This window comes from uncultured Gimesia sp., assembly GCF_963976445.1.
Taxonomy (GTDB): Bacteria; Planctomycetota; Planctomycetia; order Planctomycetales; family Planctomycetaceae; genus Gimesia.
Genome location: NZ_CAXBKP010000039.1, coordinates 20,642 through 33,472, shown reverse-complemented (window position 1 = coordinate 33,472; position 12,831 = coordinate 20,642). Strand labels below are relative to the sequence as shown.

The following is a 12,831-nucleotide window of genomic DNA, read 5'->3' as shown; positions in this document are numbered from 1 at the left end:
CGTCTCTGTCATAGACCAACGTACGCACAAAGTGAAAGATGACAGTGCCATTCGTGTCAGGAACCTTTTTATTGACTTTCCAGTTCCATCGTGTTAAAATCAGTGATTATGGGTAGACCAAAACGCGCGGCTCAAGCTGGATCTATTTATCATGTGCTCAATCGGGCGAATGCCCGGATGACGATTTTTGAGACGGACGGAGACGACGCCACGTTTGAGCGGATTTTGTCGGAAGCCGTCGCGCGGTTTGAGATGCGGCTGCTCAGCTATTGTGTGATGCCCCAGCATTGGCATCTGGTCGTGCATCCCAAATCTGTAAATGAGGCCAGCACCTTTTCCGTGACCCGCCAGGCGTTCGCCCCGGTTCTGATACCGAGATTTGTATTCACCGCAGCTCACGCCGTGCGACTGATATGAGCCGCTTTCTTTAGCGTCAAATCATGATGTTCGCGGTCGATTAACGCCTGTGGTTCGGTGGATCCCCGGTCCAGTCGTGGAGATTGTCCCATCGCAAGAGTACCGGCTCTGGCCATGTTTACCAGGGGCGTTTTATTCACGCTTGGTGTGGGGTGTTCCTCTCTCATGCTGCCTGCGCTATCTGGTAGGATTGGGTTTCCGTTGGGTTTCCGTTGGGTTTGTTCCCGTGTTCTGGTTTGAAACGGCGGCTGGCGCCGTTCCGCTCAAAGTGGGAGGCGATATTGGTGTGTCACGTTGGTTTGTGGTTCCATTCAAAGAGTGTTATGGAATCGGGCTTCACCAGGCGGGCGGACACATGGGTCCCGCCCCTACATTTTGTGGATGAATTCATGTTTTGGTTTTGTGAGTCGATCTGTTGGTTTCCTGCTCGCTGCGCTCGGCCCGAATGTGCATTCGGTCCTACCTGGGTATGGAAGAAAAAAATAATGTTATTGATGCAGATCATCGTGAACGGCGTGAGGGAGTCAATAGGGAGCTGCTTATTTTGTTTACGATCTACATGTGATCCACCAGGAAGCCTTAATGAAGTCACGGGAGGTCTTCGCGAAGCATTACGAAGTCGTTTGAAAAATGAGGGGCAAGTGTGTCGTGGTTTGGAAAATCTTGCTGAAACGAATGGGTTTTATGGTGCTGATTTTCGCAGTGGTTCAGGAACCTCAGCTGAACCAGTAGTGTTCGCTCACGCGCGCGAGGCTAATAACGCATCATCATTCCGATCGGCGTGATGCGGTCAAGACAATTTTATTCAGCAGGAAGTGATGAATATTTAGCAGTGATGATTCTGATCCGGTTCGAAACGTGCTGTCTTCTGAAGAGCGAAAGCAGGAGAATCCAAATCGGATTCATGTCTGTTGACGATGATCCCACAACGTTTTTTCAAGACAGCAGAGGCGTTTTCAACGTTGTTTCTGATACAGATTTGACAAGCCTACGACTCCTGTACCACCGGTTCCAACTCACGAACTGTCGTCTCTTCCTGGCGTGGGAAAAAGCGTTTCAGTTTCAGAAACGGTTTTTCGTAGCAGTACCAACTGATTGTCGCTAATGCCAGGATGAAAACGAGTGCGATACAGAATGTGCAGACAGCTCTCCAGCCACTGATGTCAATCGCTTTCCAGTGTCTCAGATAAATTTGATTCAGGGGAATAAACACGACCATCTGAAACAGGTAAATCGCATAACTGCGATTCCCGAAGTACCGTAACACGCCAAACTCCAGAATGCGTTTCAGAGGAGGAACCGATGACGGATTCATCACCACGAAAGCAATCAACAGCGCGTAGATCGCGGCAAAGAGAGAATAACCAATCGTTTGACTGCCGAGTCCCTCGCCACTGAAGCTGCCATCAAATATCACCACGGCAATCAATGCCAGGCCTGCGATCACCAGACAGGGTATTTTAAAACGCTCCAAACGCTTCGATTGATCTGCGTCTCTCAACCAGACTGCGATCAAGGCTCCCGCGCACAATGTATCGATTCGAAAAACCGTCAGCGTATAAATGGTCATCGGATTAACGCCCTGAAACGTGGCAATACACCGAGCGAGAATCGCGACCAGGATCATTAAACCACAAAACAGGCTCAATCTGCGCCGGTTGAGAAAAAAGATTACAAACGGCCAAAGCAGGTAGAACTGTTCTTCAATCGCCAGAGACCAGAATGGTTGCAGCACTGTCGCTGGCATGCTTCCACTAAAAGCAGATCTCCAGTTTTGAAGATACAGCCAATACCAGATTTGGTTAGTTAAATCTGGTATGCACCAGAAAAGTACCAGGATCACGCCGTAATAGAGGGGAAATATTCGCAAGGCACGACGCAAGTAGAAGTTCCGATAGTAATGCTTACTGTCACGTGTATCCAGCAGAATCCCGGTTATCAAATATCCCGACAACACAAAAAACAGATCCACACCACTCCAGCAAAAGCTCACCACTTGGCGATAAATACTCCCCACAGGCGTGGTCGCAGTAATAATCAAACCACCGTGAAAAGCAAGCACCATCAATATCGCAATCCCGCGAATCCCATCCAGGGCAGACACGTGTTTTGCAGAAGTCACAGGTTCAAAAGCAGGAGAATTCATGGTAACCAGAGAATGAAGAACGGTATCGGAGATCGGGCCGAACTGATTTTCGAACACTCGCCCCCCCAGACACAACAGCCTCTCGCTAGAAAGCGATTCAAGCTGCTAACTCTGATCGGGTCTTAACGGTTCTCATGATCGTAGTGCCGACTGTATTCGCTGGACCTCGTAGACTACTCCGAAATTTTTACCGAGATCTTCCCACTGTTGTCGGCAAGCGGTCGCGCGTTTTGCGCTGCGACTGCTCAGCTATTGTGTGATGCCCAATCACTGGCATCCGAGTGAAGATGGTCAGCTCTCTTACTTCACAAGTTGACTGACACTGTCCCACACCTTGCGCTGGCACGCTCATCGAAAGAGCATCGACCCGACGACTACAGCCAAGCTAATTGCGGAGCTTCCTGAACTCGGAGAGTTGAACCGGTAGAAGATTGCTAATCTCGTCGGCTTGGCTCTTCTCGTTCGGGCTCGCGAACTGCCGTCTCTTCCTGGCGTGGGAAAAAGCGTTTTAGTTTCAGGAACGGTTTTTCGTAGCAGCGCCAGCTGATTTCTGCCAGCAGCAGAATCAGGATGATGGCAATACAGAAAATGTAGACATCGCTCCAGCCACTCGTATCTCGAGCTTTCCATTTAGAAAGATAAAGCTGATTGAGCGGAATCAACACCATCATCTGGAAAATGTAAATCGCATAGCTGCGATTTCCAAAGTGGCGTAACAGACGCCGTTCGAGAACCCAGTTCACCGGCCGCATCCGAGATGAATGCAGCATCACCAGCACAATCAAGAGCGCACTTGCGACGGCAAACAAAGCATAGCCGATTGTCTGACTTGCCTGCCCGTCAATATAAAAACCACCATCCCAGAGAATGACGGCAATCAACGCCAACGCACACACTGCGAAACAAGGAAACGCGGCACGACTCAAACACGCCCGCTGTTCGCTGTTTCTAATCCAGACCGCGATCAAGGCTCCCGCACACAAAGTATCGAGTCGAAAAACCGTCAGCGTATAAATAGTCAGCGGATCAACGCCCTGAGTTTTAGCAATGCAGCGTGCGACCAGCGACAGCAGAAACAGTGCGCCGCAAAACAGGCCAATAGAACGGCGGCTCAAAAAGAAAATTACAAACGGCCAGAAGAGGTAGAACTGTTCTTCAATCGCCAGCGACCAGAAGGGCTGTACCACCATCGGCGGCGTGCTGCCTCCGAACACCGGTCCCCAGTTTTGCAAATACAACCAGTACCAGATTTGATCGGGAAAATCCGGATTCTGAATAAACAGCCAGAGGATCACGCCGTAGTACAGCGGAAATATTCTCAAGACGCGGCGGGCATAAAAGTTGCGAAAAAAATGCGGGCTCTCTCGGGCATCTAACAGGATTCCCGTGATAAGAAAGCCGGACAGTACGAAAAACAGATCGACGCCACACCAGCAGGAACGGGCCACGATATCATACATGTGCCCTGCCGTTCCGGAGCCGACAATGATCAAGCCGCTGTGAAAACAGAGCACCAGCAAGATCGCGACGCCACGAACCCCATCCAGGGCAGGCACATGTTTCGCAGAAGTCACAGGTTCAAAAGCAGGAGAATTCATGGTAACCAGAGAAAGAAGAACGGTATCGGAGATCGGTCCGAACTGATTTTCGAACACTCGCCCCCCGGACACAACAGCCTCTCGCCAGAAAGCGAATCAAGCGGCTGTTTCCGATCGGATCATAACGGTTCTCATGATCGTAGCGCCGACGATGCTCGCTGCCTGTGGCAGATTACTCTGAAATTTTCACCGCAATCTTGCCACTGTTGTCGGCCAATTCATGCCATTCATCGCGGCACCGCAGGAAGAGTTTCCCACTGACGGGCGCCTCAAAACGGCCCGACTCTCCCAGCTCAAATTCTTCACTGAGTTCGTATTCATCGTCCTCTGTTTTAGTCAGAACAATACCAACCAGAGCCCCCTGCCCTTCGTCACTGCCTTTCGCTGTCACCGGCTCAGTATCGCGGGCTGTTTTCCATTCTCCGTCTGCCGAAAACTGATATTCCGTCTCTGCTTCTACCAGAGTTCGGGAGGCCTGCCAGCCTTGATTTGCTTCAATCTTCGAGGCCAAAGGACGAACCGAATTTGGTTTGCGGAATTTCGTTTTCCAGTCCCATTGGCAGAGGTCACAACGATAGCCCTGATCAAAGTGTTTCAGGAAAAACAGATACTCGAACGAAATTTCCCGCGCCATCGAACCATACGTCTGATTAAACGAAGCCGATTTATTCATCAACAGTCCCAGCCCCAGTGGACGAAACCGAGCTGCGTAATTCGGGTTCGTCGCCAGCAGATGACACAAGGCCCACCGCCAGCAATAATTCTGCCAGGAATCGCCGGTCGTTTCCCTGGAATTGACAATCTCATTTAAGCTTTTGGGTTCGCTGCGTTTGATATAATCAATCACATACCGTTCACAGCTCACAGAAAGAGGCTGACCTTTTTTGGGGACGACCTTCCAATTGTTTCCCATCTCGGCCATGCCTTCGCTATACCAGATGGGCCCCGTTCTCCCAAAGTTCTGCGCACAATAAGCGTGTACCGCTTCATGCTGCGGCGTTCCTCGAGTGGCAGTTGCATACACAATCGATTTAGCGGCGACAATCTGCCTGCCACGATAGGTGGTCTGGCTCATCGTCACACCGCCGCCACCCGCCACCGAGCGAAGCCCGGTTGGATGCAAACTGCGGGGCGGCCAGTTCACCAGATCTTTCACCACATAACACTCGATAACTCTGCGATTCGGACTGCCCCAGTAAGTCGAAATGATGACCAGCATCTTTTCCAGCCGTTCCAGTAAGTCCCGCGCCTCAGTCGGGGGCAGATCGGTATGAATCAGAAAATTTTTCGAACGGTAATCAGCGGGGGACAACTGCTCAGCAACGTCATTGCCTTTCCTGTTTCGTTTTCCCTGTGCCTGAAGCACAGAAACCGAGCCTGTCATTAGACAGAGGGCGAAAACCAAAGCGCCGGCTATCATTTTTCTGTTGAAAATATCGAACAAATCCACAGACGATCATCCTTACTAATTGATTCAGCCCGGCCTCGTGAGTTCCTGAAAACCTCTGAATGACACATTATTTTATCTTAACACGCCCCCATGGCAAAAGAAATTGCTGCCTGAAACAGGCGAGAACGCATCCCAAACGCTTGATATGTCTGCTCTACCCCTTTACTCTAAAATGAAACCGTTTATAAAGAAGGTTTAGTTTGTTGGTCATTCGCATAAATAAGTGAGAGGTCTTCTCCATGAAATATCTAACGCAAATTCGAGTCGGTTTTCTACTGTTTTTGATTTCCGGTGCCGCTTTATCGCAGCCAGAACGCTGTTTTGCTGGGGACGCACTCTGGAAAGCCGGTTCTGCCAGTGTAGTGATCACCCCCGAAGAAAACCTCTGGATGGCCGGTTACGGCGGCCGCAAGGCACCCGCGGATGGCAAAATCCACGATCTCTGGATGAAGGTCCTCGTGATCGAAGCCCGCGACGGACATCGCGGCGTGATTGTTTCCACAGACACACTCGGTATTCCCCAGTCGATCTACAACAACGTCTGTGCGGCTCTCAAGGAAAAATTCGATCTTGATCCAAGTCAGATCATGCTCAACAGCTCACACACGCACTGCGGCCCCGTGTTACGCGGTGCCTTGCATGACATCTATCCGCTGACTCCCGAGCACATTAAAAACATCAACGACTATTCGGACAAACTCGAACAAAATCTGGTCAAAGCCGTCGAAACTTCGATCAAAAATCTGGAACCCGCCACACTCTGGTCCGGAGAAGGATTTACCAGTTTCGCCGTCAATCGCCGCAACAATGTGGAATCCACTGTTCCCAAGCTCAGAAAAATCGATGATCTTAAAGGCCCCGTCGACCACAGCGTCCCCATTCTGGCCGTCAAAGATAAAGACGGCAAACTGAAAACCATCGTATTCGGCTATGCCTGTCACAATACGACTATGGGAATCCAGAAATGGTGCGGCGACTATGCCGGTTTTGCCCAGTACGATCTGGAAGCCATGTTTCCGGGAGTGACCGCCATGTTCTACATGGGCTGCGGTGCAGACCAGAACCCGCTACCCCGCCGAACACAGGAACTGGCAGAATCCTACGGCTCACGCCTGGCACACGCCGTCGCCGATAAAGTTCGTCTGCCGATGGTCGAACTAGACCCCGAATTAAAAACCGAACTTGAAATCATCGATATCAAACTAGGCGACGCCCCCACCAAAGCAGAACTTGAAAAGCTCGCCGCCGGCAATCCCAGTTCGTATCGAACCCGCTGGGGCTCACGGCTGCTCAAACAACTCAACTCGGGCAAACCGTTCATTACCTCGTATCCGTTTCCCGTCCAGGTCTGGCAGCTCGGTAAGACGCAACTCTGGATCACCATCGGCGGCGAAGTCGTCGTGGACTATGCATTAGGAATGAAGAAAGAGTTTGGCGCTTCCACCTGGATCGCTGGCTACTCCAACGATGTCATGGCCTACACCCCTTCACTACGAGTCCTCGAAGAAGACATCCCTCCCCGCAAATCGTCCCGCTGGGGTTATGAGGGAAACACATCGATGGCCGTCTATGGTTTACCCGCCCACCGCTGGTCCGAAGAAATTGAGGACAAAATTGTCGAAAGCGCCCGGCGACAGGTCAAAAAGGTCCGCAATGGAAAATAGACCCGGTCTGCGATAGAATCTCCTTTTCGATCCCGACTTTTACGGCCAAACGCCAGCTTCTAGGGATGTTTTGCGTTTTTGACGGCCCTGCTGTTTGTCGATCGGGATACGACTCCCTAGAATACAGCATATTCAGATCTGCAAAGAAACTTAAAAAAGCACAGGTTCGCTGTAGCAACCTGAATTTGAAATTTATCAATTATACGTAGCACTGAGGAGAGATTAATGGCTTCCGGAAATCCTTTTGGCGCGGAAGGTCAATTCAAGGCAGCTGGTAGTGAGTTCACTTATTACCGCTTACAGAAACTCATCGATGATGGCATTGGGAATATTGAAGTCCTGCCCTATTCGATTCGTGTGCTGCTGGAATCGTGTCTGCGAAACGTCGATGGTTTCGTGGTCAATGAAGCTGACGTCAACAATCTGGCCAACTGGAGTGCCGAATCTCCCAATCCGGTAGAAGTTCCATTCAAACCCGGTCGGGTCGTCCTGCAGGATTTCACAGGCGTACCTGCTGTCGTTGATCTCGCAGCGCTGAGAAGCGCCATGGTGCGTCTGGGCGGCGATCCTCAGAAAATCAATCCTCTTGTCCCCTGTGATCTGGTCATTGACCACTCGGTGCAGGTTGACGAGTTCGCTACCAAACTCTCACTGCAGCACAATGTCGAAAAAGAATTCGAACGCAACCAGGAACGTTATCAGTTCCTCCGCTGGGGACAACAAGCGCTCAACAACTTCGGTGTCGTGCCTCCTGCTACCGGAATTGTGCATCAGGTGAACCTGGAATATCTGGCCAAAGTCGTCCTCACCAAAGATGGCGTCGCCTATCCCGACAGTCTCGTCGGAACCGACAGCCACACCACCATGATCAACGGCCTGGGTGTTGTTGGCTGGGGAGTCGGTGGCATCGAAGCCGAAGCCGTCATGCTCGGACAACCCATTTACATGCTGACCCCGGAAGTCGTCGGCTTCAAACTCAGTGGAAAACTTCCCGAAGGTGCTACCGCGACCGACCTCGTTCTGCGTATCGTTCAGATGCTGCGTGAGCACGGCGTCGTTGGTAAATTTGTCGAATTCTTCGGTCCCGGCTTATCGAACATGAGTTTGGCAGACCGAGCCACGATCGCCAATATGGCTCCCGAATACGGGGCCACCATGGGTTTCTTCCCCGTCGACGACGAAACGCTGAATTATATGCGTCGTACCGGGCGGACCGATGCCGAAGTCGAGCTGGTCGATCGCTACTACAAAGAACAAGGCATGTTCCGTACCGACAGCTCGCCCGAACCACGCTTCACCAGCCAGCTGAAACTCGATATTTCTACCATCGAAGTTTCACTCGCCGGCCCCAAACGTCCGCAAGACCGGATCGCTCTGACCGATATGAAATCGCACTGGCACAGTGATCTCAGCAAAACGTTCGGCAAACAGGACCCTTCCCCTGTCAATGTCGCTGTGAAATACAATGACCAGGATTTCAATCTGAAAGATGGTTCTGTTGTCATCGCCGCCATTACCAGCTGTACTAACACCAGTAACCCCTCAGTCATGTTGGGTGCGGGACTCCTGGCGAAAAAAGCCGCTGAAAAAGGGCTCACACGGAAACCGTGGGTCAAAACCAGTCTGGCCCCCGGAAGCCGCGTCGTCACCGATTACTTGGAAAAAGCCGGCCTGACTCCTTACCTTGATCAGCTAGGCTTCAACTTGGTCGGCTACGGCTGCACCACCTGTATCGGCAACAGTGGCCCGCTGCCCGCGCCGATCTCCAAAGCCATCAACGACAATGACATCGTCGCTGCAGCCGTCCTCTCCGGAAACCGGAACTTCGAAGGCCGCATCAGCCCTGATGTGCGTGCCAACTATCTGGCCAGCCCGCCTCTCGTCGTCGCATACGCCCTGGCAGGTACCACTGATATCGACCTGACTACCGAACCACTGGGGCAGGATCAGGATGGAAACGACGTCTTCCTGAAAGACATCTGGCCTTCTCAAGCAGAAGTCAACGCCACCCTCGAATCGTCCATCAATCCTGAAATGTTCCGTTATGAATATGGAAAAGCGACTGAAGGTTCTCCCGAATGGCAGGCCATCAATGGTGGTGACGGCGACATCTTCGCATGGGATGAAAACAGTACCTACATCCAGGAACCGCCGTTTTTCGTCGATATGCCCGAGACTCCCGCACCTATCAGTTCCATCAACGGAGCACGCGTGCTGGTCTCTGTGGGTGACTCTGTCACAACCGACCATATTTCCCCCGCCGGTGCGATCAAAGCCGATTCACCCGCCGGAAAATATCTGCAGGAACATGGCATCACTCCCGAAAACTTCAACAGCTACGGCAGTCGCCGCGGTAATGACCGGGTAATGACTCGTGGTACCTTTGCGAATATTCGGCTCAAAAACCTGCTCGCTCCCGGAACCAGCGGTGGCGTGACCACATATCTGCCTACCAGCGAGCAGACTTCGATTTACGAAGCTTCACTCGAATACAAAAAAACGAACACACCACTCGTCGTCCTGGCCGGCGGCGATTATGGCATGGGCTCGTCACGCGACTGGGCTGCCAAGGGAACGTTCCTGCTCGGCATCAAAGCGGTAATCGCAACGTCGTTCGAACGAATTCACCGTTCCAACCTGGTTGGCATGGGCGTTCTACCATTGGAATTCCGCGAAGGGGAAAGCCGCGAAGAACTCGGGCTGGATGGAACAGAAACGTTTGACATTGAACTGGACGACAACCTGAAACCGGGTCAAGCCATTCGCGTGACCGCCACCAAAGAAGATGGCACGCAAGTTCTGTTCACAGCACAGTGTCGCGTGGATACTCCCGTCGAAGTCGAATACTATCGCAACGGCGGCATCCTGCACAAAGTACTTCGTGATCTGGCTCAAGCCTGATCACCAATTTGATGAACTCTGCATATGAAACCGATCTGATTGTCGAGGAATATCTGAATGGTTCCCGCATCGATCGGTTTCTCAGCCGTCATTTCAGAAGTTATACGACGCAGCGTCTGCAACGCATCGTGCAGGCCGGTTTCGCCAAAGTGAATGGCGCACCGGCTGGCCCGCTGCAGCGCGTCTTTTGCGGACAACAAGTCAGCATCGTCTTGGTCGAACCTCCCGATAAAACCTACGATCCTGAAGCACTGCCACTCGAAATTCTGTTTGAAGATGCGTGGCTGATTATCGTCAATAAACCTCCCGGTATGATTGCGCATCCGGCAGGAAACATCCTCTCGGGTACCGTCGCCAACGCACTCCAGCATTATCTGGATCAGCAAACAGGCCTTCGCAGTCTGTTACGACCAGGCATTGTACATCGGCTCGATCAATTCACCAGCGGAATCCTGATCGTCGCCAAAGAGCATTTATCACATCGCAACATCTCGATTCAGTTTCAGAAGAATCAAATCAGTAAAACCTATCTGGCGATTGTACGCGACAACCCGGAACAGGATGCATTTGAAAACAGTGCCGCCATCGGCGAACACCCCACACAAACCGGCGTCTGCATGTCGACACACCCTCAGGCACTGCGTGCCAAAGCAGCATTCACGCGGTTTGAAGTACAAGAGCGATTTACAAATCATGCTCTGGTACGCGCGTTTCCCCAAACGGGTCGCCTGCATCAGATTCGCGTACATTTGGCCGACCTGGGGTTTCCGATCATTGCCGATAATTTTTACGGCAACGATGAACGACTTCTCGCAGACTTGGATTTGATCAACAGACAGGCACTGCATGCCGAACAAATTGAGTTCGCGCATCCGGTTACAGGTCTGCGGATGAAAATAACTGCGGGAGCACCTGATGATTTCCATCAGGCGCTCGAGCGGCTACGGCGTACCTGAACGTTCCACAAAAATGTAGCAGTCTAAGATCAAATGATTCTCGGTCCGAATGGCCCTTGGAGAAACCACAAACAACCCGAATTCGAACTAAACCTCTACTGTTTCCGGTTCATCCAGCTCAGTCTGTTTTGCTTCCTCAGCTTCTGCTGCATCCGAATTCGCTTTGATGATTTTGGATTCTTCAAACAGACGATCCAGACTCATTTTTTCGAAGGCATCAAAGGCGGCAACTTTATAACATTCTGCCATCGTCGGATAATTAAAGACCGCATTTCGGAAGTATTCAATCGTCCCGCCGAGTGACATCACGGTCTGCCCGATATGCACGATTTCGGTCGCGGCTTCACCAATCGCATGGATTCCCAGAATCTTCAATGTTTCCCGATTGAACAGAATCTTCAACATCCCGTCTCGGTCGCCGGAGATCTGTCCCCGCGCGATTTCCCGATAACGGGCCGCTCCCACTTCATAAGGAATATGCTCGTCGGTCAACTGCTGTTCCGTTTTACCGACCATTGAAATTTCAGGAATCGTAAATAAACCATAAGGCATAATATCAAACGCCTCAAATGGTTCGTTGAACGCATTACATACCACACGCCGCCCCTGTTCCATCGACACACTGGCTAGCGCCGGGAAACCCACGATATCGCCGGCCCCGTAGATATGTGGCACCCAGGTCTGATGCTCTTCGTTGCACCACAGCCGACCGCGTTCATCCGGTTCCAGACCGGCTGCCTGAAAGTTCAATTCTTCTGCATCACCAACCCGTCCGACAGTATACAACACCGAATCGGCAACCAACCGCTTACCGCTCTCGGTCTGGACGGCAGCCATCGAATCGGAAAACCGCTCGATACCAACCACCTCTTCTCCCATCCGGAAGACCATTCCCAATGAGCGGGCATGGTGGATCAACGCATCGATAATTTCACGATCACAAAATTCGAGCAATCGTTCGCGGCCATCCAGGACTGTGACTTCGACTCCCAGAGTCGCAAACATGATGGCATATTCAATTCCAATCACACCGCCGCCGACGACAATCATCGATCTGGGGATCTCTTTCAGATCGATGATTTCGTCGGAATCGAAGATTGTCTCACCATCAAAAGGAATGTGCGGGGGACGTGAAGGCTTGGTTCCCGTTGCCACCAGAATATAATCGCCGTATAATTGTTTATGCCCTGTTTCACAATCCACTTCGACTTCGTGAGGGCTGATGAATTTGGCCTCGCCAATAAAGATCTCTACCCCATTACGTTCCAACTGATCGTGTATCACCTCCAGCTCATGTTCTGCAACATCAGCCAGTTTCAAACGCAGATCCTGCATAGTGATCCGACGTTTCTTGCGGTATCGTTTGCTGTAAACATCACGATGACGATAACCGGTCAGATACAGAATGGCTTCACGCATCGTTTTCGACGGGATCGTGCCGGTGTGCAGGCAAACGCCACCCATCCCCCGAAAATTGCGTTCTATGATCGCAACCCGCTTTCCGAGCTTCGACGCCGCGATCGCAGCTTTATGTCCGGCGGGACCACTTCCAATAATCACAATGTCGTATTTCATAGTACCAATCTCTGTGTGACCGATTTAATTCCTCAACACCGGATCTTTCAACCGCAATGTCAATCTAAGAAGTCTGGATAGACTTTTCGGGTAAACAACCACTTCTTTCTTCGTCCTTCAGATC

At 51.4% G+C, this 12,831-nt stretch carries 10 protein-coding genes; 5 read left to right on the top strand and 5 right to left on the bottom strand.

All coding sequences use genetic code 11. The features are described 5' to 3' along the window. The first annotated feature begins 108 nt into the window (after nt 1-108). The gene (locus AAC022_RS25795; RefSeq protein WP_339735944.1) at nt 109-417 is read left to right on the top strand and encodes a transposase; all 309 of its coding nucleotides are present in this window, start codon (nt 109-111) and stop codon (nt 415-417) included. Here the strand turns inward: AAC022_RS25795 and AAC022_RS25790 are convergent. Then, nucleotides 396-584: a hypothetical protein gene (locus AAC022_RS25790; protein WP_339735942.1), complete on the bottom strand. Its 189-nt coding sequence runs from the start codon at nt 582-584 to the stop codon at nt 396-398. The two genes, AAC022_RS25795 and AAC022_RS25790, sit on opposite strands and share 22 nt — an antisense overlap. Before the next feature lie 59 nt (nt 585-643). Between AAC022_RS25790 and AAC022_RS25785 the strand changes: the two genes are divergently transcribed. Beyond that, nucleotides 644-802 carry a hypothetical protein gene (locus AAC022_RS25785; RefSeq protein ID WP_339735940.1) on the top strand — a complete coding sequence of 53 codons (159 nt, stop codon included), beginning with the start codon at nt 644-646 and terminating at the stop codon, nt 800-802. A gap of 603 nt (nt 803-1,405) precedes the next feature. On the opposite strand, the gene AAC022_RS25780 is transcribed toward AAC022_RS25785, so the two are convergent. The 3 genes from AAC022_RS25780 to AAC022_RS25770 all read right to left on the bottom strand — a co-directional run bounded on the left by AAC022_RS25780 (nt 1,406) and on the right by AAC022_RS25770 (nt 5,611). Further along, the gene (locus AAC022_RS25780; protein ID WP_339735938.1) at nt 1,406-2,620 is read right to left on the bottom strand and encodes an acyltransferase; all 1,215 of its coding nucleotides are present in this window, start codon (nt 2,618-2,620) and stop codon (nt 1,406-1,408) included. A gap of 377 nt (nt 2,621-2,997) precedes the next feature. After that, the gene (locus AAC022_RS25775) at nt 2,998-4,218 is read right to left on the bottom strand and encodes an acyltransferase (protein ID WP_339735936.1); all 1,221 of its coding nucleotides are present in this window, start codon (nt 4,216-4,218) and stop codon (nt 2,998-3,000) included. Nucleotides 4,219-4,333: 115 nt separating this feature from the next. Then, complete coding sequence (locus AAC022_RS25770; protein WP_339735934.1) at nt 4,334-5,611, bottom strand: hypothetical protein; 1,278 nt, start codon at nt 5,609-5,611, stop codon at nt 4,334-4,336. A 239-nt stretch (nt 5,612-5,850) separates the two neighbouring features. On the opposite strand from AAC022_RS25770, the gene AAC022_RS25765 reads away from it, so the two are divergent. The 3 genes from AAC022_RS25765 (at nt 5,851) to AAC022_RS25755 (ending at nt 11,132) form a co-directional block, all read left to right on the top strand. Then, nucleotides 5,851-7,275 (top strand): neutral/alkaline non-lysosomal ceramidase N-terminal domain-containing protein, encoded by a 1,425-nt coding sequence (locus AAC022_RS25765; protein WP_339735932.1) that lies wholly within the window; start codon nt 5,851-5,853, stop codon nt 7,273-7,275. A gap of 225 nt (nt 7,276-7,500) precedes the next feature. Next, nucleotides 7,501-10,176: an aconitate hydratase AcnA gene (acnA, locus tag AAC022_RS25760; RefSeq protein ID WP_339735930.1), complete on the top strand. Its 2,676-nt coding sequence runs from the start codon at nt 7,501-7,503 to the stop codon at nt 10,174-10,176. A gap of 11 nt (nt 10,177-10,187) precedes the next feature. Further along, nucleotides 10,188-11,132: an RluA family pseudouridine synthase gene (locus AAC022_RS25755; RefSeq protein WP_339735928.1), complete on the top strand. Its 945-nt coding sequence runs from the start codon at nt 10,188-10,190 to the stop codon at nt 11,130-11,132. 87 nt (nt 11,133-11,219) lie between these two features. Here AAC022_RS25755 and sthA read toward each other — a convergent pair whose 3' ends face one another. Further along, complete coding sequence (gene sthA / locus AAC022_RS25750) at nt 11,220-12,707, bottom strand: Si-specific NAD(P)(+) transhydrogenase (protein WP_339735926.1); 1,488 nt, start codon at nt 12,705-12,707, stop codon at nt 11,220-11,222. Between the last annotated feature and the right edge of the window lie 124 nt (nt 12,708-12,831).

Coding starts and splice junctions, on each gene's coding strand:
- AAC022_RS25795 (WP_339735944.1), top strand. CDS start 109: ATGGGTAGACCAAAACGCGCGGCTCAAGCTGGATCTATTTATCATGTG.
- AAC022_RS25790 (WP_339735942.1), bottom strand. CDS start 584: ATGAGAGAGGAACACCCCACACCAAGCGTGAATAAAACGCCCCTGGTA.
- AAC022_RS25765 (WP_339735932.1), top strand. CDS start 5,851: ATGAAATATCTAACGCAAATTCGAGTCGGTTTTCTACTGTTTTTGATT.
- acnA (WP_339735930.1), top strand. CDS start 7,501: ATGGCTTCCGGAAATCCTTTTGGCGCGGAAGGTCAATTCAAGGCAGCT.
- AAC022_RS25755 (WP_339735928.1), top strand. CDS start 10,188: ATGAACTCTGCATATGAAACCGATCTGATTGTCGAGGAATATCTGAAT.
- sthA (WP_339735926.1), bottom strand. CDS start 12,707: ATGAAATACGACATTGTGATTATTGGAAGTGGTCCCGCCGGACATAAA.